Annotated in this window: 18 protein-coding genes, 1 tRNA gene and 1 pseudogene; 11 read left to right on the top strand and 9 right to left on the bottom strand. The window is 33.3% G+C overall.

Annotation, left to right across the window (positions count from 1 at the left end; genetic code table 11):
- Positions 1 to 186: 186 nt before the first annotated feature.
- A tRNA-Arg gene (locus QZZ51_RS10775) sits at positions 187 to 260 on the bottom strand.
- 230 nt (positions 261 to 490) lie between these two features.
- On the opposite strand from QZZ51_RS10775, the gene QZZ51_RS10770 reads away from it, so the two are divergent.
- Complete coding sequence (locus QZZ51_RS10770; protein WP_291869463.1) at positions 491 to 1,489, top strand: LacI family DNA-binding transcriptional regulator; 999 nt, start codon at positions 491 to 493, stop codon at positions 1,487 to 1,489.
- 2 nt (positions 1,490 to 1,491) lie between these two features.
- Positions 1,492 to 2,004 (top strand): adenine phosphoribosyltransferase, encoded by a 513-nt coding sequence (locus QZZ51_RS10765; protein ID WP_291869461.1) that lies wholly within the window; start codon positions 1,492 to 1,494, stop codon positions 2,002 to 2,004.
- Here the strand turns inward: QZZ51_RS10765 and QZZ51_RS10760 are convergent.
- Positions 2,001 to 2,153: an SsrA-binding protein gene (locus QZZ51_RS10760; RefSeq protein ID WP_291869460.1), complete on the bottom strand. Its 153-nt coding sequence runs from the start codon at positions 2,151 to 2,153 to the stop codon at positions 2,001 to 2,003. The genes QZZ51_RS10765 and QZZ51_RS10760 overlap by 4 nt on opposite strands.
- A 266-nt stretch (positions 2,154 to 2,419) precedes the next feature.
- Positions 2,420 to 2,537: pseudogene (locus QZZ51_RS10755) on the bottom strand (IS1595 family transposase); the annotation flags it as partial.
- A gap of 356 nt (positions 2,538 to 2,893) precedes the next feature.
- Here QZZ51_RS10755 and QZZ51_RS10750 point away from each other — a divergent pair.
- Positions 2,894 to 3,784, top strand: a complete 891-nt coding sequence (locus QZZ51_RS10750; RefSeq protein ID WP_366511970.1) for a LytTR family transcriptional regulator DNA-binding domain-containing protein — start codon at positions 2,894 to 2,896, stop codon at positions 3,782 to 3,784.
- A 602-nt stretch (positions 3,785 to 4,386) separates the two neighbouring features.
- The gene (locus QZZ51_RS10745; RefSeq protein ID WP_291869458.1) at positions 4,387 to 5,325 is read left to right on the top strand and encodes a calcium/sodium antiporter; all 939 of its coding nucleotides are present in this window, start codon (positions 4,387 to 4,389) and stop codon (positions 5,323 to 5,325) included.
- Between the two features lie 107 nt (positions 5,326 to 5,432).
- Here the strand turns inward: QZZ51_RS10745 and QZZ51_RS10740 are convergent, their stop codons facing one another.
- On the bottom strand, positions 5,433 to 6,449 hold the full coding sequence (locus QZZ51_RS10740) for a glutamine synthetase beta-grasp domain-containing protein (RefSeq protein WP_291869456.1): 1,017 nt from the start codon (positions 6,447 to 6,449) through the stop codon (positions 5,433 to 5,435).
- Positions 6,450 to 6,651: 202 nt separating this feature from the next.
- Between QZZ51_RS10740 and QZZ51_RS10735 the strand changes: the two genes are divergently transcribed.
- From QZZ51_RS10735 to pyrF, 6 genes are all read left to right on the top strand, one after another.
- Positions 6,652 to 8,838 (top strand): glutamine synthetase III, encoded by a 2,187-nt coding sequence (locus QZZ51_RS10735; protein WP_291869454.1) that lies wholly within the window; start codon positions 6,652 to 6,654, stop codon positions 8,836 to 8,838.
- A gap of 70 nt (positions 8,839 to 8,908) precedes the next feature.
- Positions 8,909 to 10,087 (top strand): AIR synthase related protein, encoded by a 1,179-nt coding sequence (locus tag QZZ51_RS10730; RefSeq protein ID WP_291869452.1) that lies wholly within the window; start codon positions 8,909 to 8,911, stop codon positions 10,085 to 10,087.
- A gap of 50 nt (positions 10,088 to 10,137) precedes the next feature.
- Positions 10,138 to 10,566 carry a Rieske 2Fe-2S domain-containing protein gene (locus QZZ51_RS10725; RefSeq protein WP_291869450.1) on the top strand — a complete coding sequence of 143 codons (429 nt, stop codon included), beginning with the start codon at positions 10,138 to 10,140 and terminating at the stop codon, positions 10,564 to 10,566.
- A gap of 61 nt (positions 10,567 to 10,627) precedes the next feature.
- Positions 10,628 to 11,629 carry an FAD:protein FMN transferase gene (locus QZZ51_RS10720; RefSeq protein WP_291869448.1) on the top strand — a complete coding sequence of 334 codons (1,002 nt, stop codon included), beginning with the start codon at positions 10,628 to 10,630 and terminating at the stop codon, positions 11,627 to 11,629.
- A 98-nt stretch (positions 11,630 to 11,727) separates the two neighbouring features.
- On the top strand, positions 11,728 to 12,804 hold the full coding sequence (gene prfA / locus QZZ51_RS10715) for a peptide chain release factor 1 (protein WP_291869446.1): 1,077 nt from the start codon (positions 11,728 to 11,730) through the stop codon (positions 12,802 to 12,804).
- A gap of 6 nt (positions 12,805 to 12,810) precedes the next feature.
- On the top strand, positions 12,811 to 13,632 hold the full coding sequence (pyrF, locus tag QZZ51_RS10710) for an orotidine-5'-phosphate decarboxylase (RefSeq protein WP_291869444.1): 822 nt from the start codon (positions 12,811 to 12,813) through the stop codon (positions 13,630 to 13,632).
- A gap of 3 nt (positions 13,633 to 13,635) precedes the next feature.
- Here the strand turns inward: pyrF and QZZ51_RS10705 are convergent, their stop codons facing one another.
- Positions 13,636 to 13,830, bottom strand: coding sequence for a hypothetical protein (locus QZZ51_RS10705; RefSeq protein WP_291869441.1), 195 nt, complete (start codon positions 13,828 to 13,830; stop codon positions 13,636 to 13,638).
- A 227-nt stretch (positions 13,831 to 14,057) separates the two neighbouring features.
- Between QZZ51_RS10705 and QZZ51_RS10700 the strand changes: the two genes are divergently transcribed.
- Positions 14,058 to 14,840: an alpha/beta hydrolase gene (locus QZZ51_RS10700; protein ID WP_291869440.1), complete on the top strand. Its 783-nt coding sequence runs from the start codon at positions 14,058 to 14,060 to the stop codon at positions 14,838 to 14,840.
- A 341-nt stretch (positions 14,841 to 15,181) separates the two neighbouring features.
- Here QZZ51_RS10700 and QZZ51_RS10695 read toward each other — a convergent pair whose 3' ends face one another.
- From QZZ51_RS10695 to QZZ51_RS10680, 4 genes are all read right to left on the bottom strand, one after another.
- Positions 15,182 to 16,057, bottom strand: coding sequence for a hypothetical protein (locus QZZ51_RS10695; RefSeq protein ID WP_291869438.1), 876 nt, complete (start codon positions 16,055 to 16,057; stop codon positions 15,182 to 15,184).
- A gap of 12 nt (positions 16,058 to 16,069) precedes the next feature.
- Complete coding sequence (locus QZZ51_RS10690) at positions 16,070 to 17,737, bottom strand: SusD/RagB family nutrient-binding outer membrane lipoprotein (protein WP_291869436.1); 1,668 nt, start codon at positions 17,735 to 17,737, stop codon at positions 16,070 to 16,072.
- A gap of 21 nt (positions 17,738 to 17,758) precedes the next feature.
- On the bottom strand, positions 17,759 to 20,971 hold the full coding sequence (locus QZZ51_RS10685) for a SusC/RagA family TonB-linked outer membrane protein (RefSeq protein WP_291869434.1): 3,213 nt from the start codon (positions 20,969 to 20,971) through the stop codon (positions 17,759 to 17,761).
- Between the two features lie 531 nt (positions 20,972 to 21,502).
- A complete protein-coding gene (locus tag QZZ51_RS10680) occupies positions 21,503 to 21,655 on the bottom strand; it encodes an AraC family transcriptional regulator (protein WP_291869465.1) in 153 nt (50 codons plus the stop codon).
- Positions 21,656 to 21,662: the final 7 nt, after the last annotated feature.

Below are 21,662 nucleotides of genomic sequence, written 5' to 3'. Positions count from 1 at the left end.
TTAATTTATTGTAAAGCACTAGAGGTTAGATTCTGGTCTAATGACAATGCAAAAAAAACATTAGAAATCACTATTGATTCCCTTTTAGCATCAAATCAAATCAATTTAAATGATGCTCTAAAAACCAAGAAACCCTGCAAATCATAAAATTTGCAGGGTTTAGACTCTTTAAGAGAGTTAAACTTGTGACCTCGACTGGATTCAAACCAGTAACCTCTTGAGCCGTAATCAAGTGCGCTATTCAGTTGCGCCACGAGGCCGTTATACACCCCTTTAACGGGCTGCAAATATATTTCTTTTTATAATTGTGACAAAAGAAGATGTGGTAAAATATTAAAAAATATGAGCATTAAAGTAATAAATGTAAATTTCAGTCCTAATACTAGGGGTTAACCTTTATTTCTGTTGTATTTTTGAGAAGCATAGTAAACAATACCTAAATAGGTAAGGTTTAATTGTCATATAAAAAGCCATATTATATAATACTTTTATGAAGAACACTACCTTAAAAGATCTTTCCAAATTGTTGAACTTATCTGTCTCTACAATTTCCAAAGCATTGAATGATAGTTTAGAGATAAGTGAAATCACTAAGAATAGGGTAAAGGAAGCTGCGCGAAAAACTAATTATAGACCTAACCCATTAGCATTAAGTCTTAAAAAAGGAAAGAGTAAAACCATTGGCGTGGTTATACCTAGTGTATTAGATAGGTTTTCGGCAAAACTTTTTATCGGAATAGAAAAAGTAGCCTATTCTAAGGGGTACAATGCAATTTTGTCTACGTCAAATTACAGTAAAGAAAGAGAAGCGCATAATATTGATATTTTATTAGAAAAAGGAGTAGATGGTATTATTGTTTCTTTAACGGATGAGACTTTAACATTACAAGATTACAGTCATATTCAAAGAGCAGAAAATAGAAGGGTTTCAACTGTTTTGGCAAACAAAGTCCCAGAGGATTTAATTTTTAATAAAGTTAGTATAGATTTTTATAAGGAAGCTTATAATGCTATAAAGAATTTAGAAATTGTTCATAAAGAATCTGTGATTGTGGTAGATTCTTTCTCTAATGAAATGTATTTGGATAAAAGAAAGAAAGGTATTCTAGATGCTCTAGAGAGTTCTCATGCTATTGCAGACTATGAAGTTATGAAGTCTAACGGAGAGGAGTCTTTTGCAAGTGCTGTTATAAAAAAGGTAAAAGAGAATACGAACACTACTTTAATAGTAATGAATCAATATTTATTAGAGACTATTTTAGTGTTTAAGGGGACTAGAAAATTATTGGACCAAGATTCTCTATTTATTTATGGTTTTTCTAATAGGAAATCAACTTTTGAGGCAATGAAAGGGGTGCAGCCAATTTCGCAAAGAGGGAAGTTCTTAGGGGAAAAATCGGCAGAACTTTTAATTAGTCAATTAGAGGATTATAAAGAAGGTGTTCATGCAATTTCTTTAGATAGTATTGGTAAAAAAATATACGAATAACCTTGGATTTAAATACATATATAAGAGATGTTTTAAACTACCCTAAAGAGGGTGTTGTTTTTAAAGATATAACGCCACTTCTTAAAGACGCTAGAGCATTAGATTATGCTGCAAATGCATTGTTAGATTTGGTGAAGAACTGTAAAGTAGATAAAGTAGTAGGAATGGAGAGTAGAGGTTTCTTTTTTGCTCCTATTTTGGCGAGAGAATTAAATGCCGGATTTGTTCCTGTTAGAAAACCAGGAAAGTTACCTTCGAAAATAATAAGCGAAACGTACCATTTAGAATATGGTACAGATACTTTAGAGATACATGCAGACAGCATTATTAAAGGGGATAAAGTGCTTATACATGATGATGTTTTGGCAACTGGTGGAACTGCGGAAGCAGTATGTAAGTTAGTAGAAAAATTGGGAGGTGAAATTGTGCAGTGCAATTTTTTATTAGAATTAGATTTTTTAAAGGGAAATAAAAAATTACAGGGTTATGAAATTTCTTCTCTATTGCATTATTAATTTAAAGCTTTGGTGGTTACCCAATATCGCCAACCAATAATTGCTAATTCCAATTTAGAAGCTTTAGAAAGGTCTAGTTGTTTTTTAGAAAAAGAAGGGAGTATTGTTTTGTTTATTTTGGCTAATAACCTAAAAAATGCAAGTTTCATAAAAATTACTTTTTCTAAAAATAAGATAAAAATAGTTAGCTGTTCCAATTATTAATCTTGTCTTCTGGTAGAATTAATGGAGCGCAACCAGTTTCTAAGAATTGCTTATGAAATTCTTTAATATCAAATTGACTACCCATGGCTTCTTTTCTAAGTTCTAAAAAACATATTATTTATTGCAATATTTTTGAATTTCATCCAAGCTTGGTTAGGGGTTAAAACAATAATAGCAACGGTTGTCATTTTATTAGTAGTGTTCTTTTTTTTTCGAGTACCAAGAACCAATTTAAATAGTTTTGAAGATATTTGGACGCTACCTCATTAAAAGAATCCATAAATTTTCTTAATCTCATATCCATATTATTTACATTTTTGGACATGATAATTTTTGTCTACTTTTTTTGCTGTTTGTCTTTCTATATTGAAGACTATGAGGTAGTTGTTCTCAGTAATGTGTCTGTAATCTCTTACTGAAAAGAAGCTTTGCTGTTCAAAAAAAATCTCTAAAATTCGATGGAATAATAACTGTGTATTTAGGTTAAAATAGTACATGTTTATATTATAACCTAGCCTAAATTGTTAATGAAGATAGGGAAATAGGTGCTATAATATTTTGCAAAAATCTAAACAAACCCACTTTAGCTTGTTTTTACCCTGACTGGGCAGAATCTATTTTGAATAATAAGAGGTGTTTATAATTTTACAGCATTAATTAAAAAACTACCAGTTATGAAATTTAAATCATTCTTTTTTTTTCAGCGCTATTCATCACAATAGCTATCCATGCTCAGAACACCATCCAGGGTACTATTACGGATACTGGAAAAGCGCAGCTTTCATTAGCGAATATTATTATTTATGAAGTAGGAAATAAAGAGGCAATCACAGGTGTAGTCAGTAATGAAGAAGGTAGTTATAAGTTCAAAAGTATTAAAGATGGTAAATATATCATAGAGGTATCGGTTTTAGGATTTGAAACTAAAAAGTCTGATGAATTTCAATTGGCGAGAGCTAATTTCAAAGTAGATTTTACTTTGAAAGAAGAAACTCAAAATTTAGATAAAGTAGTTGTGAAAGTTAGTTGTCCTATTATATTTTGCTCTGCACATGATGATTATTTATTTGAGGCATTCAACACAAACGGTATCGCTTATATATTAAAACCATATTCTGCAGATGATTTTAGTAAAGCCTTAGAAAAGTATCAATCTCTCTTTAAACAAAGCAGGTATAGTAGCGATTTGAATAATAAAACTTTAAAGGCCTTAAAAATAGCTTTACAGGAAGAGCAGGCCCATTATAAAAAACGCTTTGTTATAAAACGTCCGAAAGGTATTCAACTATTGAATACTTCAGAAATAAGTATGATTGAAGCTTCAGGAGATTTTTGTATAGCGGTTGACCAGGAAGGAAAAAGACATCCTATTTCACAAACTATTGGCAGTATTACAGAACAGTTACCACCCAAAAAGTTTTTTCGTATCAATCGAAGCGAAATGGTACATATGGATTTTATAGAAGAAATAGAAAGCTATTTTAAAAATCGATTACTCATAAGTATAAAAGGATGTACTAAAAAAGTAATGACTAGTTCATCCACCACATCAGATTTTAGAAAGTGGCTAGAGTAATGAGAAAAGATGATTCTTCTATTTGGTTTTATAAAATTGGCTAAATAAAAAGAGGAAATTTTTTTTAAAAAGAAAAGACTGCCAAAGGGCAGTCTAGCTTTGTATAGGCCTATATGATACAGCTTAAGAAATAAAAATTATTATAGATATAATAAATAACAACAAAATCTTTGCGAGCGTAATCATATTTTTTTTGGTTTTAAAGGTTAATAAAAATGAAATGTAATAATCGATTATTCAATCAATATATATAAATAAAACACCCACTTCCAAGAGATTTTAGTTAAATCGACACAAGTAAATACACTATTTTAATAAAAAAGATGAATATAATTTTAATATTTTACTTTTTATCTTTATTTGTGTTATATAGTGTAATCGTATATAGTATTTTTGTTTTTATTTGTAATAATACTAGGAGCTTTTTTAGGGATTTTTAGAAAGGCAAGGGGGATTCCGTTATTTTTAACGGTCTTTTTTGTGTTTCCATTATTTTCAGGAAAGTCTGGTTGTTATTTTAGTGGATGAAATTTTGAATTTTCAGACAATTAAAATTATGTTTTAGTACAGAAATCTTCACTTATATTTGCGTAAAAAATAATATGCAGAATTTGCTTTATATAGCAGGAGGGTTGGTGCTTTTAATTGCGGGAGGTAATTGGTTATTAAAATCGGCAGTTGCACTTTCTTATAAGCTAAACATTCCTAAAATAGTAGTGGGTATGACTGTGGTTTCCTTTGCAACTTCAGCACCCGAATTAATAGTTAGTATTAATGCTGCTTTAGATGGGTTCCCAGATTTGTCTTTAGGTAATGTAATAGGTTCTAATATTGCAAATTTAGGGTTGGTTTTAGGTATAACGGTTCTGTTAGGTGCTATTGATATTCGAAAAAGTTTTTATACTACAGACTGGCCTGTAATGATGTTGGCTTCCGTAATGTTTTTTGGTTTTATATATTTTGATGGTGTTTTAGAATCGTATGAAGGAGTAATTATGGTTGTTTCTTTATTTCTATTTTTGGTTTACTTATTGCGTTTTCAAAAGCCAGCGGTAGAAGAAGAAGAGACAGAGGAAGACAAACCAATGGAGCTATACAAGGTAGTACTCTTTTTAGGTTTGGGTGGTGTTGCTCTTTGGGGAGGTTCAGAACTTTTAATAAATGGAGCTGTAGGTATGGCTAAAACATTTGGAGTAAGTGAAAGAATTATAGGTGTTACTGTTGTGTCAATAGGAACAAGTATCCCTGAACTTGCAGCATCTATCATAGCAATATTAAAGAAAGAAAAAGCAATTTCTGTGGGTAATTTAATAGGGTCTAATATTTTTAATTTGTTGGCTGTTTTAGGAATTACCTCAATTATTACTCCAATTAAAGTTGTAGATAGAGGTTTGTTAGATTTTGATATTTTTTGGATGCTGGGAATCTCCTTCTTAATTTTGCCTCTTGTTTTTATTCCACGAGGTTTGCGTTTAGGTTGGCGAGATGGTATAGTGCTTCTAGGGTTGTATGTTACATTTGTTTATTTAACAGTAATGTAGGTAAGAATATTATTTTAGACCTAAGTAAGGAATACAAATTACTCCTAATATTAAAAAGCTCCTTTGCGTATGCAAAGGAGCTTTTTAATATTATAAAATGGGTAAGATTATTTAACTGGTTTAACAGTTTTAATAATTCTTGCAGCAACTTTGTATGGATCCGCGTTTGAAGATGGACGACGGTCTTCTAACCATCCTTTGTATCCTTTTTCTACAGCGATAATTGGAATACGAATAGATGCTCCTCTGTCTGAAACACCCCATGAAAAGTCATGGATAGATGCAGTTTCGTGATTACCAGTTAAACGTTGCTCATTATGCTCGCCATAAACTTCGATGTGCTCTTTTACTAGTGGGCGGAAAGCTTCACATATTTCAATATATTTTTCTTTAGAACCACAAGTTCTTAAGATAGTGTTAGAAAAGTTAGCGTGCATTCCAGATCCATTCCAGTCCGTATCACCTAATGGTTTTGGGTGGTACTCAATGTACATTCCCCTTCCTTCAGTTAAACGATCTAATAAATATCTAGAAACCCAGATTTCATCTCCTGCTTTTTTAGCTCCTTTTGCAAATAATTGGTACTCCCATTGTCCAGATGCAACCTCTTGGTTAATTCCTTCAAAGTTTAATCCAGCATCTATACATAAATCAGCATGCTCTTCCACTAAATCACGTCCATGAGTATGTCTTCCTCCAACGGAACAGTAGTACATTCCTTGTGGGGCTGGGTACCCGCCTCTAGGGAAGCCTAATGGTAATTCAGTATCTGTATTCATAATAAAGTATTCTTGTTCAAATCCAAACCAGAAATCATTATCATCATCTTCAATAGTTGCGCGTGCGTTAGATGCATGCGGAGTTCCGTCAGAGTTCATAACCTCTGTCATTACTAGCCAACCATTTCTACGAATAGGGTCTGGGTAAATTGCAACTGGTTTTAAAATACAGTCAGATGATCCTCCAGAAGCTTGTTGTGTAGATGAACCATCAAAAGACCATAATCCTAGTTCTTCAATTGTTCCTTTAAAGTCATCATGCTCCTCAACTTTAGTTTTACTTCTTAAGTTTTGAGTTGGCTTGTAACCATCTAACCAAATGTATTCTAATTTAATTTTTGCCATAATAATAGTATTGTAATTCTTTTAGATTCCAACAAAAATATGTTTTTTGCTCTTACGTTCTAAATTTTAAGGGGGTAAATCTATTTAAATCATCAATTTTTACTTTTAACCCTAATTTTTACAGGGGAAATTGTTAAATATCTAATTTTTGATAGTAATTTTGGTATATAATTAATTTGATTATTCATTAGAACCAGATATTATGTCCAAAATACGATTTGAAGCAATTTCCGAAAGTGCAAAAAGAGAGAGTAGAACGATTGAAGAGAACGGAAGACGTTCGGAATTATTTTGTACAAACGTCTTTAATGCCAGTAAAATGTTGCAATACCTAACTAAAGATGCCTTAGGAAGTGTGCAAGGGGCTATTTTTTCTGGAACTAAAATAGATCGAAAAATTGCAGATCAAGTAGCAGAAGCAATGAAGGGTTGGGCAATATCTATGGGGGCAACTCATTATACGCATTGGTTTCAGCCTTTAACTGGTAGTACTGCAGAAAAACACGATGCTTTTTTAGATTTGCTTGAAGATGGTACGGCATTAGAAAAATTTGGAGGAGGGCAATTGGTGCAACAAGAGCCCGATGCTTCTAGTTTTCCTAGCGGAGGAATAAGAAATACTTTTGAAGCTCGTGGTTACACAGCATGGGACCCTACGTCGCCTGCATTTATATATGGTACTACTCTGTGTGTGCCAACCGTTTTTGTATCCTATACAGGAGAGGCATTAGATAATAAAGCACCTTTGTTAAGAGCTCTGCATGCGGTAGATGAGGCAGCTACGGCTGTTGCAAAGTATTTTGATAAAACAGTATCTAAAGTTAGTGCTACTTTGGGGTGGGAGCAAGAGTATTTTTTAATAGATAAAGCCTTGGCAAATTCTAGACCAGATATTGTTTTAACGGGAAGAACATTGGTAGGGCATTCAGCAGCAAAAGGGCAGCAATTAGAAGATCATTATTTTGGAGTAATTCCTAATAGGGTTTTATCTTTTATGAGTGAGTTAGAGCAAGAATGTACTAAGCTTGGTATACCTGTTAAAACAAGACACAATGAAGTAGCTCCTAATCAGTTTGAACTAGCGCCAGTTTTTGAAGAAGCTAATTTAGCAGTAGATCACAATCTTTTGCTAATGGATGTAATGGATAAAATTGCAGATAAGCATAATTTTAAAGTGCTTTTTCATGAAAAACCTTTTGCAGATATAAACGGTTCCGGAAAACATAATAATTGGTCGTTAGCTACAAATACAGGAGTTAATTTGCTTAGTCCTGGTTCTACACCCATGAAAAATTTACAGTTTCTTACCTTTTTTGTAAATACCATAAAAGCAGTAAATACGTATGAAGAATTATTGCGTTCTTCTATAGCATCTGCAAGTAACGACCATAGACTTGGGGTGTACGAGGCGCCACCTGCCATATTTTCTGTATTCGTCGGCTCTCAATTAAGTAGAGTTTTAGATGAGTTAGAAGGGGTGTCTAAAGGAAAGCTTTCTCCAGAGGAGAAAACAGAGTTAAAACTTAATGTTGTTGGTAAAATTCCAGAAATTCTTTTAGATAATACAGATCGTAACAGAACATCTCCCTTTGCTTTTACTGGGGATAAGTTTGAAATGCGTGGCGTTGGCTCTAAAACCAATTGTGCTAAACCAATGACCGTTTTAAATACGATTGTTGCTAAACAATTAAGAGATTTTAAAAAGGAAGTAGATGCTTTAGTAGATAAGAAGAGTCTAAAGAAAGATGAGGCAATATTTAATGTGTTGAGAGAATATATTAAAACGTCTAAAAGAATTCGTTTCGATGGTGATGGGTATAGCGAAGAGTGGGAGAAAGAGGCAAAAAGAAGAAAATTGAGTAATAATAAAACTACGCCAGAGGCCTTAAAAGTTCTCACCTCTAAAGATACTATAGCTCTTTTTAAAGAGACAAAAGTAATGAGCGAGGTAGAAATTAAAGCCAGACAAGAAGTAGAGTTAGAATCTTATATATTGCATTTGCAAATAGAAGGAAGGGTGTTAAATGAGTTGGTGTATAATCATATTTTGCCATCTACTATAGAATATCAAAACAAGTTAATTCAAAATGTAATAGGTTTAAAAGATATTTATGGAGCAGCATATAAAAAATTGGCAGATGGCCAGCTTACTGTCATAGAAGAAATAGCAGAACATTTAGTAGCATTAAAAAAGTTAACGGATAATATGACAGATACCCGTAAAAAAGCAAATAAGCTAACAAGTAGTTCTAAGAAAGCAGATGCTTATTGTGAAAATGTAAAACCGTATTTTAATGAAATAAGATATCATTGTGATAAATTAGAACAATTAATAGATAATCAATTATGGCCATTAACAAAGTATAGAGAGTTGTTGTTTATTAAATAATGGATATTAACTATTAATTATAGTTAGCATCTATAGTGTTTCTATTATTTTTGTCACAAATATTTAAGTAATGAGTTCATCAAATAGCGAAAGATATAATCAAAGAGGGGTTTCCGCATCCAAAGAAGATGTGCATAATGCCATAAAAAATATAGATAAAGGGTTGTTTCCAAAGGCATTTTGTAAAATAGTGCCAGATTATTTAACCAATGATAAAGACTATTGTTTGGTAATGCATGCAGATGGCGCAGGAACAAAATCTTCGTTGGCTTATATGTACTGGAAAGAAACGGGAGATGTTTCTATTTGGAAAGGTATAGCACAAGATGCTTTAATTATGAATATTGATGACCTTATTTGTGTTGGAGCAACAGATAATATTATGCTTTCTTCTACTATAGGGCGTAACAAAAATTTAATACCAGGAGAAGTTCTTTCTGCAATTATAAATGGAACAGAAGAACTAATATCCGATTTAAAAGAACATGGTATTACTATTCATTCTACAGGAGGAGAAACTGCAGATGTAGGGGATTTAGTCCGTACTATTATTGTGGACTCAACCGTTACTGCTCGCTTAAAAAGAAGCAATGTAATAGATAATGCTAATATAAAAGCAGGCGATGTTATTGTAGGTTTCTCTTCGTATGGGAAGGCTACTTATGAGACTGAATATAATGGAGGAATGGGGAGCAATGGTCTTACTTCAGCAAGGCACGATGTGTTTTCTAAATACTTAGCAACCAAATACCCAGAAAGTTTTGATGCCTCTGTTCCAGAAGATTTAGTCTATTCTGGAAATGTAAGACTAACAGATGCCGTTGAGGACTCTCCTATAAATGCAGGTAAATTAGTTTTATCTCCGACACGAACGTATGCGCCGATAGTAAAAAAAATATTAGAGAAGTATTCTTCCGATGATATACACGGGATGATTCACTGTAGTGGAGGAGCGCAAACTAAAATTTTACATTTTATAGATAACTTACATATTATAAAAGATAATATGTTGGCTGTACCACCATTGTTTAAATTAATACAAGAGCAATCTAATACGGATTGGAAAGAAATGTATCAAGTTTTTAATTGTGGGCATAGATTAGAGGCGTATGTTACCCCTGAAATTGCTGAAGATTTAATTAAAATAGCAAAAGAGTTTAATGTGGAGGCTCAAATAATAGGAAGAGTGGAAGATTTTTCTTCTAAAAAATTGACCATTGAAAGCGAGTTTGGAACCTTTATTTATTAAAGCATACGAATACGATTATTCTGCCGTTTTACATAGTAAATAGGTTTGTTATGGAACGTAAAGAATTTTTAAAAAGTATAGGAGCAGGAGCTGCTTTTGCGGTGATGTTTCCTTGTTTGGGAGGGTGTTCTAAAGACTCAGATAATGGAACTATTGTTACAGAGCCAACTGGTGTTGACTTTACTATAGATTTAAACTCAGAAGAAGCAAGTAAATTGGCTAATCCAGGAGGTTTTGTTTTAAAAAATTTGGTGGTCGTAGCTAAGAATGCAGCAGGGATTTTTGTTGCTGCTAGTCAAATATGTAGTCACGAAGGTTATGATCAAGTACGTTTTCAGGCGGATCAAGATCTTTTTTATTGTGATGTTCATGGTTCTAAATTTTCTCAAAATGGAACACCAACAAATCAGGTGACTCAGAATAATCTTAAGATATACAGTATAGAACAAACAGGAGATATTTTACGAGTGTTCGAGTAAGATAATATTGTATTGAAATAGGAAAATACCCAAATCTAATTCTATAAAAAAAAGATAACTAGTGAGGACCTTTATTGCTTTGTTTTTTAGTTTTTTGGTTGTCGTGGGTTATAGTCAAGAGAAAAAATACGTTACTGTTAAAAAGAATATTACCCTGATGGGCGAATCTTTTGGGATTACGGTGGTGGCGGTAAATGAAGAGCTTGGTTATATAAATATAGAAGAAGCAACTGCTGAGATTAACCGAATAAACAAATTAATTTCTTCTTGGGATTCCGATTCAGAAACCTATAAAATAAATGTAAATGCTGGTGTAAAACCAGTAAAAGTTAAAACAGAATTGTTTGCATTGATAGAAAGAGCAATACAAATTGCTGAAATAACGGATGGCGCTTTCGATATAACATTTGCATCTACGGAAAATGTTTGGAAATTTAATGGTGAAATGAAATATCCGCCTACGAAAGAGGAAAATAAAAGTTCTATTAAGAATGTGGGATATAAAAATATTCTACTAGATAAAGAAAAACAAACTGTATTTTTAAAAAAGAAAGGAATGCGTATTTCTTTTGGGGCAATAGGTAAAGGGTATGCTGTAGATAAGGCAAAAGCCCTTTTAATGTCTAACCAGGTAATTGCAGGAGTTATTAATGCATCTGGTGATATAACTACTTGGGGAACAAAAGTAAGTGGTGAAAAATGGTTGTTGGGTGTAGCAGATCCTGCGAGCAATTATAAAATACTTACTTGGCTACCAATACTAGAATCTTCTGCTTCTACCACAGATGTTTATGAAAAATATGTGAGTTTTAAAGGGCAGAAATATGGTCATATTATAGACCCTAGAACAGGAGCTCCTGTAAGAGGTTTAAAAAAAGCAACAGTATTCGCTAAAAGCGCGGAACTGTGTGATGCTTTAGCTACAGCTGTTCTTGTATTGGGCTTAGATAAAGGAGTATCTTTAATTAATCAACTGGGAGGTACAGAAGCTATTTTTATAGACGATAATAATAAAATCTATAAAACAAATGGTCTAATTTTAGATAATGTAATTTTAAAATAAATACATTTTAAAAACTGATAAGTTGTTTCAACTTGACTGCATAATATTATTAAATCCTCAAATTTATTGTAAATTCGCAATCCAAGTGATGATAGGCTATGATAGACAAATTAAATATTGTTAAGCAACGTTTTGATGAGATTTCGGATCTCATCATACAACCAGATGTTATTTCGGATCAAAAGCGTTATGTTCAATTAACAAAAGAATATAAAGATCTAAAAAATTTAATGGAAAAGCGTTCTGAATATATAGAACATACCAATAATATAGAAGAAGCACAGGAGATTATTGCAGATGGTAGTGATGCCGAAATGGTAGAGATGGCCAAAATGCAATTAGACGAAGCTAAAGAATCTTTACCAAAATTAGAGGACGATATTAAATTAATGCTTATTCCAAAAGACCCGGAAGATGCTAAAGATGTTGTTGTAGAGATACGTGCAGGAACAGGTGGTGATGAAGCTAGTATTTTTGCAGGTGATTTATTTAGAATGTATACTAAGTATTGCGAATCTAGAGGTTGGAAAACCAACGTTATGGATTTAAGTGAAGGAACCAATGGTGGGTATAAAGAAATTCAGTTCGAGGTTAGTGGGGCAGATGTCTATGGTACGCTAAAGTTTGAAGCTGGCGTTCACCGTGTACAAAGAGTACCACAAACGGAAACTCAAGGTAGAGTGCATACAAGTGCGGCTACTGTAATGGTTCTTCCAGAAGCAGAGGAATTTGATGTGCAAATAGAGCCAAAAGATGTGCGTATAGATTTTTTCTGTTCTTCTGGTCCAGGTGGGCAATCGGTAAACACAACCTATTCTGCCGTTCGTTTAACGCATATTCCATCAGGTTTGGTGGCACAATGTCAAGATCAAAAATCGCAACATAAAAATAAGGAGAAAGCCTTTAAAGTACTACGTTCTCGTTTATATGATCAAGAGCTTGCCAAGAAACAAGAAGAAGATGCTGCAAAAAGAAACTCACAGGTAAGTAGTGGTGATCGTTCTGCTAAAATTAGAACGTATAACTACTCGCAAGGAAGAGTAACGGATCATAGAATAGGATTAACGTTATATGATTTGCAGAATATTATCAATGGTGATATTCAAAAAATAATTGATGAACTTAGTTTAGTAGAGAACACGGAGAAATTAAAAGAAGCTTCGGGAATTTTTTAAGACAGAATGACAACAGCAGAATTAGTTCAGCAAATACATTTAAAAAAATCCTTTCTGTGTATAGGATTAGATACCGATTTAGAGAAGATACCATCTCATTTATTAAAAGAAGAGGATCCCCTATTCGCTTTCAATAAAGCGATTATTGATGCTACACAGCACTTGTGTGTAGCGTATAAGCCCAATATTGCTTTTTATGAAGCCTACGGTATTAAAGGTTGGATAGCTTTGGATAAGACAATAAAGTATTTAAATGAAAAGTATCCAGAGATTTTTACCATTGCAGATGCTAAAAGAGGAGATATAGGAAACACATCTACAAGATACGCTAAAGCATTCTTTGAGGACATGGAATTCGATTCGGTTACTATTGCGCCATATATGGGAAAAGATTCAGTAGAGCCATTTTTAGCATTTAAAAATAAGCATACAATACTGCTGGCGTTAACCTCTAATAAAGGGGCTTTTGATTTTCAGACAAAACTTATAGATGGTAAAGAATTGTATAAAGAAGTTTTAGAGACTTCTGTTACTTACGAAAATTCTGAAAATTTAATGTATGTTGTAGGAGCTACTAAAGCTACCTTTTTAACAGATATAAGAAAAATAGTGCCGCAAAGTTTTTTACTAGTTCCAGGTGTTGGTGCACAAGGGGGTAGTTTAGAAGAAGTTTGTAAGTATGGTATGAATAACCAAGTAGGTTTACTAGTAAATTCTTCTAGAGGAATAATATATGCTTCTCAAGGAATAGATTTTGCTGAAAAAGCAGCAGAAAGTGCATTGGCATTACAAACACAAATGGCAGTAGAATTGAAACAATTAAAATAATTGTTACATTAAACTTTCTAAGTCTTTCTTTATTTTTTTAGCTTTTAATTCAAAAAACGCTCCAAGCTTTGAATCGGAATATTTTATGTTACTAGCTTTCTCCATAAAGTTTTGATATTGATACTCTAATAAAGAAATTGATTGACTTCCGCTGTCTAAAGGGCTGGTAGCCCCAACTTTACAATATTGTTTTTCCATAGTTGTAGTTAATGTGTATACAAATATACGATCAGAATTAGGATTTAGACTAGCGTCTACTATGAAGTACAACTAGTATTTGGGTAATTTATCTTTTTTTGCAATTTTTAAACATTTTAAAGGGGATAATAGCAATAAGTGTGTTAAAAAAAAGTGTATTTCATCGAAAGTAGAAAAAGTTTTAATACATTGTGTTCCGCTCAAAAAAGAGTACGTAAGAGAACACTTTGCTTAGTTACACTAAATATATACACGAAAATTCTAATACTTGGGTCACATTTGTGCATGGAGCCGGAGGTAGTTCCATAATATGGCATAAACAAGTGCGTGAATTTAAGAAGCATTTTAATGTACTTTTATTAGATTTAAAAGGGCATGGAGCTTCCGTTTCTTCTGATTTTGTAGAAGAACTAAATGATTTATATACTTTCGATTCTCTTGCTGAAGATATAATAGAGGTTGTAAATTATGAGAAGATTGATAAATCGCATTTTATAGGTATTTCTCTGGGAACCATTATAATACGAACATTGGCGGAAAAACACCCAGAAAGAGTACAGAGTATGGTAATGGGTGGAGCAATTATGCAATTGGGTTTTAAATCTCGATTAATTCTACGTATGGGTATGCTGCTTAAAAAGGTGGTGCCATATCATAAGTTATATAATGTTATTACTTTTTTAATAATGCCTTATAAGAACCATAAGGAGTCTCGTAATTTATTTATAAAAGAATCTAAGAAATTATATAAGGAAGAATTTCTTAAATGGTTTAGATTGGCGGTGGAGATAAACCCGATGCTACGTTTCTTTAGATCTGCAGAAATAAAAATACCAACACTGTATATAATGGGAGAAGAGGATTATCTTTTCTTACCTGCTATTCGTAAAATAGCGGACAAACATAGTAGTTCTAATTTATTTGTAGTGCAAGATTGTGGCCATGTGGTTAATGTAGAACAACCTAAATTGTACAATAATATGGTTATTGGCTATCTTTCTGGTTTTTAGGATAGTTTTACTCTTTTTAAAGGAAGAAGAAGGGAGTTGTTAGTTCTTAGTGTTAGTAAAATACAGCCCTGATTATTCTTGATAGCTAATTCAAATAAAAAAACCAGACTAAAATGAAAACATTATTTTTTTCTTAGAAGTTGGTTATCAGGGCTGCTTTACTATTGTTTTTTAATGGTTGTATAAAGAAAAGGTTTGCTCTTTAAAAAAGCGTTAAACCTTATAAACGTTTCCTAATCCGATAAATAATTACTTTAAGTTTACTTTTTTTGGTAAACTTTGTTTAGAATAAAAACGGCTTCTGATTAGAAGCCGTTTAAATTTGCTACTTTATATAGTCATTACTCATTACATAAGTTAAGAGTAATTTCCCCTGCAGTTGGTCCAGGGCCTTGCTCAGAAACAATGTTAGTGCTAGGAGCTTTGATAATAAAGGAATGTTCAGACTCAAAACTACCAGGAGTATATGTGAATGTTAAAGATGTGGTTCCGTTTGGAACATTTATAGTGTGGTTGGTTCCAAAATCTACAGCAGTATAATCTGTGTCAGTACCGTCTATTGATACCGTTATTAATGCGCCATCCCAGCCATCTCCATAACTGTCTGTCATTTCAATAACCCAATCACCAGTTGGTGGGGTAGGAAGAATGCAAACTACAGATCCAGTATAGGTCATAGGAGAGCTAAAAAATAATTCTCCAGTTACACTATCTCCAGAGTTTTTCTTTTCAAATTTTCTTCCATCTGTCATATTAATAACTACTAAGAAAAGAAATTGATCTCCACCATCTATTAGGTCTAAATCTAAGCCTAGTGCAGTAGTAGCTTCAGTTATGGCTACATTAAAATTTGCTTCAGGAAAACCATTGTCATTTGTATTAAAAGATGTAATATCTGCTGTTTTAACTAAAACAGGGTCAATAGAATTATCATCATTTGTATCTGGGTCTCCATCTGTTGTTCGGTCAACAAATTGAACCATTAGTTCAATATTAGCGACATCAGCAGTATTCTCTGCAATTAATTCTCCTGTTATGGAGAAAGTAGAGCCAGCAATATCGGTTCTATTAATTACTCCGCCTGCATCAACGGTTCTAAAGAAAGCTCCTTTTAATTCATTTTCATAAGGAGATATGCGAGCTTTATCCTCATCTTCACAAGAGAGAAACCCAAGGAAAACACATGGAATAGCTATAAATTTTATTATTTTTTTCATATGGATAATATTTTAAAAATCTAGATTTGTTGAACTTATATCCCAAAATACTTTAACAGATTGATTGGCCTTTGGGCTAATTTTTGGGTTGTTGTTGATGCTTGTCGAAGGGTATTTAAAAGAACGAATGAATGCCCCTGGTGATGATGTTTGTGTAGGTTGTATGTTTAAAGGCATACCAGTACGTCTATAATTATTATATGCTTCAATAGGATTTCCCCAAGAGGCAATATATGCTTGAGTCATAATTATATTCAGCTTTTCATTATCAGAAGCAGCAGCATATGTAGTTGTTATTTCTGTTACATAATCATCTATATCCGTGGTAGAGGGGGCTAGTGTACTTGTAATGGTGTTATCAAAACTAGTTACTTTGCTTATAGAGGCGCGTACTCCTGCTTCTAGCATTGCAGCTGCATCGTCTGTAGTGTTAAGTGTTAAAGCAGCCTCTGCTCTCATAAAATAGACAAATGAGGATAATAGTACAGGTTGAATTCCGGCACCGCTCATTCCAGATGTTTTAGTTACTGCACTAAAAGAATTATCATCAAATTTACCACCTATAGGGTATGTACCCCATGTTGTTATTTTATCCGAATCTGATGGTAGACCTTGTGCGTCTCCATGAATTCTGCCCCAATATCCGCCTCCAATAGAAGTGCAAAAAGGATCAACTCCAGGCGTGTAATGAGTAGGATAGCTTTCTGCTAAACATGGAAAATCAAAAATACCTTGTGCATCTGCTTCTGGATACGTATCTGTTTGTCTGTAGAAATAATATCTAGTTCTAGGGTCAGGTTCATTAAATTCATTAACCATTAGGTTCATAAAATACATAGACATGTATTCTCCACTTGGTGTATTTTCATAGTTATTAATGAATTGTGGGTGTCTTATATCTGGAGAAGAAGAATTTGTGCCGTAAAAAACTGTAAAATCTTCATCTGCAGAGTCGATTAAATCGCCATCAGCAAGAAGTGCGTTTATTTCGGAGAGAGCATTTGCATCTACTAACCTAGTATTGTTATAAATTCTAAGTTTTAATGTTTTTGCTAGTGTTGTCCATTTGTCAATATCTCCAAAATAGAATAAATCACCGGTAGAAGCTATACTTGTCGCAGGAGAAGTTGCAAGATTTGCGATAGCTTCATCTAATAAGGAAAGTGCTTTAGCATATACCATTTCATCATCATCAACGGATGGATTGAAGTTATCTGCCCCAGTAAAGGCTTCAGAATATGGTACATCACCAAAATAGTCTACTAATACAGTAAGTGTATAGGATTCTAATATTTGGGCAACACCTAAATGATGTGTAAGTCCATTTTCATTAGCAATCCCTTTTATAGTATTAATGTCTGTTAAGTGTCCAGCATAGGATTGTCTCCAAATATCATCAAAGTCACCTGGTTCAAATGCATTTTCATATAATGGTCCATACATATGTAGCATTCTTACTACTTGCATTCCTGCTTGAAATCCTTCGCGATTGTCTTCATCTTCTTCGCCAATCCATGAGGTAAAGTTTAATATAGCTCCATTCGTTAACAAATTAATATCAGAGTTTTCCGGCGATGCGTTGTTTGGGTCTTTATTGACATCTAAATCAATAGATTCGCAACTACTTAATACCATTGAAATGGCAAATAGTATCGTGGATATTTTATGTTTTATATTCATGATTATTATCTTTTTTTATTGTTAAAATGAAGCTCTAAAGGAAATACCATATCGTTTTGCAGTAGGACCTGTTAGAAGGTCAAAACCTCTTGAGTTTCCAACGCCTTCACTAGATACAGAAGGGTCAAAATTTATAGAATCAGGAAAGTTGAAAGCCTTAAACCATAAATTATTTCCTGTAGCTGTTATAGAAATTTTACCAAATGGGGTTTTGTCTATGATTTTAGAAGGTAAGTTATAAGACAATGATAACTCTCTAAGTCTTAAATGTGTAGCATCATATACTTTGAACTCATCTTGACCATAGTTTTCCCAATAATGATCATTCGCAGTTATTTGAATATCGTTAACGGAACCGTCTTGTTTTACACCAGAAGCAATAACCGGTATGGATCTATCAAAATCTGTCTCGCCTGCTAATCCTCTAATGGTTAAAGTGTTTGCTGTTGCGGAATACATATCTCCTCCATGGGTATAATCCCATTGCATGGAGAAGGTTAATCCTTTATAGGATACGTTATTGATAAAGGAGCCGCGCCAATCTGGATTTGGGTCGCCAATAATACCTAACTTATCTTCTGTTAAGTATAATCCGTCATTACCAACTATAGGGTTTCCGTTAGAATCTCTTTGAACAAGAGTTCCTTGCATAATATTAAAGGGCTTTCCTTGAATAGCAAAATTTCCTAAGTTAGAAAAAGGCCCTGTTAAGAATAAGGCATCTTCTTCGCCGCCAGGTAATTCGGTAACAATACTCTCATAAGCATCATAATTGATGGTAAAATTCCAGTTAAAGTTATCTGTTCTAATGGCAGTAGTATTAATACCAACCTCAATTCCCTCTGTTTTTAATTTACCAGCATTTATTGCAGTTACGGTATAACCACTTGCCGGGTCTAAGCGTTTATCTAGTATTTGATCTGTAGCTTCTTTAGAATAGACACTAGCTTCAAATCCAATTCTATTTTGGAAAGCTTTTAACTCTAGTCCTAATTCTACTTCAGTTACAAGTTCTGGTGTTAGATTAGGGTTTCCTAAACGATTAACTCCACTGTCATTAATGTTAACAGGGCTACCATTAATATTAACAGGGCTACCGTTTTTGTCTAACCATGCTTTTGCGGAAACACCTAGACGATCTTGTGTTACGTAAGGGTCTGCAAAGTTAGCAGAACTACCATAACCTAACCTTAGCTTTAAATAGTTTAAACCATTATTACTTTTTAGACCTGCGAATGCTGAGGTAGGTATAAAAGATAAACTTGCGCTAGGGTAAAACAATGAATTGTTACCTCTTTCGTGTGTTGATGCCCAATCGTTTCTTCCTGCAACATTTACATACGCATAATTTTTATATCCAAAAGTTGCTGATGCGAATGCTCCATAAACATTTTCTTGGGATTGAAAAAGGTCGGTAGCGACTTTGTCTTCAAAATTATTAGCAAAAAAGGATCCGTAAACCAATTGCTTGTCATATTGAACACTTGAGGAAGTGAAAGTATTTCTTCTTGCATTAAAACCAGCGTCTACACTTAGGTTAAAATTGTCACTGAAATCTTTGTTGAAATTAACAAGAAGTGAGTGGTCCCATATTTTTCCAGTGTTTCTAGATTCGTAGTATAATCCATCAGGAAGATAAATTCCGCCTTTGTTTACGCTAAATGAAGAAGTTTCATTATAACCGTCAAAACCAGTTCTGAATGTTGTAGAAATCCAATCATTAAATTTATAAGTACCAGACATGGAAAAGAAAACCCTGTCTGTAACTTCTGCATCAATTTCATTTTCAGCTGTCCATCTTGGGTTTTGAATACCATTGGTAGTACGGTAGTAAACGCTTCTGTGCTGATCGTCTTCAAAAGGAAGTCCCATTAAATCTATAGATCTAGGTGTGTAAAGTACGTTTGCGAAAATACCAGACCCGCCAGAACTAACATTACTAGAGCCAGTACTAGCTGCATTAGGAGGACTTTTCTTATCCGTATTAACGTAATTCATAGTTCCGCTAAAAGTAAATTTATTAGTAAGTTTTGCAGTTCCACCAACACTAAAGTTGTTTCTTCTTAATGTGTTGTTAGGTGTAAAACCTTTTTGGTCACTGTTAGAATAGCTAAGATTAAAACTTGCGTTTTCTGTAGACTTAGATACATTTATATTGTTTACGGCAGTATAACCAGTTTCAAAAAAGTTTTTAACACTGTCATAAGGTTTGTATTCATAGGTGGTTAATCCTGTGAATTGAGGAAAAGAAGCATCGAAGCTTCCGCCTCCTTGTTGCACTGAGCTAAAGGCATTTCCAGAATATACATGTAATATTTGTTCGTAAGGCGAAGTAAATTCAGCTCCCCAGTTACTAAAAGCTTTTCCTCTACTCTGTTGCCATCCTCCTCCGTATCTGTTTTGATAATCAGGTAGAGATGCAATTTCTTCAATATAATAGGAAGAATTAATAGAAACCTCTAATTTATTTTGTGTGGAGGTAGAAGAGCCACTTTTAGTTGTAATTAGTATGACACCGTTTCTTCCTTGTTCTCCATAAAGTACTGTTGCACTTAAGCCTTTTAGAACGCTTAAGTTGGCAATATTGTTTGGGTCTAAATCTAATAATCTACTAGCGGAGTTATTACCAGATTCACTGGTAGAAAATGTGCTAGTTTCGTTAGAAGCATTTGAGAAAGGTACTCCATCTACTATAATTAGTGGTTGGTTGTCACCTGTCATAGTTGAAAAACCTCTAATGGTTATATTGGTACCACTACCAGCAATACCACTTCCTCCCAATATGTTTACTCCTGGAATTTGACCAGAAAGGGCACGGGCTACATCTGTTTCAGGCCTTTTAGCTACGTCTTCACCCTTTAGAGTGGTAACAGCATACCCTAACGCTTTTTTCTCACGTCTAATGCCTTGAGCGGTAACAACCACTTCTTCAAGAGCTTCTGTTGATTCTTCCATTGTAACATTTATTTCGTTACTGGAACTTACAGTTTGTTTAAAATCTTTTAGTCCTATATAACTAAAGATAAGTGCTTGTCCTTGCGAGGTGTTAATGGCATATTTACCATCAAAATCTGTTTGAGTACCAGTAGTAGTTCCTTCAACAAGAATGTTTACGCCTGGAAGGGGTTGACCATTTTGGTCGCCTACAGTACCAGTAACAGTTTTTTCTTGTGTGTATGCCCACGATACGCTAAATAGAGTAAGCATAAACACCCAAATACATTTTTTTTTCATATTAAATTATTTAAGAGTTAGTTATGAATTATAGATGTAATGGCAATCCTGAAGAGCGTATTAGAAATACTAAGAGAAGATTAAGGTCTAATTTGAAAGTGTGGTAAATTTTCTTTAGTTTTTAGAAGTAGTGCTATCAGGAATCGTTGTACATTATAATTAGTCAAATACAAATTAACAGGCTCTTAACATTTTTTAGGGTAAGCCTTATAAACGTTTACCTTCCCGAATAAATATTACTTTTTTTTTACTTGTATTGTTATGGTATTTATTTTTTGTTTTAGGGCTTTTTTTTGAGAATTAGTTTATATTGAAAATTGTTATTATTTATTCTATTTAAGAATAAATAAAGAAGCTTGTAATTAAATAATCCTATATCTCTAAAATAGATATAGGATTATTGGTTGAAAGTCTTTTTAATAGAAGAAATGCAAAGATTTTTTAATTGATGCTTACTAATTTGGTTAATCTGGGTAACGATTATTTTTTAGTAAAAATAGTTTCTAAAGTGAGTTTCTTATTATTGAACAATTAATTTTGAGTATCACTAAAATTAAAAGCAAATTCTTTTTGATATTGACTGGGAGTTAATAGGGTGTCTTTTTTAAATGCCTTGTTAAAAGTTACCTTGTTATTATAGCCAACCTCGTAGGCAATGTCGATAATATTCATGTTTCGTTTTATGTCTTTA

Source organism: Maribacter sp. (assembly GCF_016744255.1).
Taxonomy (GTDB): domain Bacteria; phylum Bacteroidota; class Bacteroidia; order Flavobacteriales; family Flavobacteriaceae; genus Maribacter_B.
The sequence above is the reverse complement of the archived record's forward strand: the minus strand, read 5'-3'. Positions and strand labels throughout refer to the sequence as shown.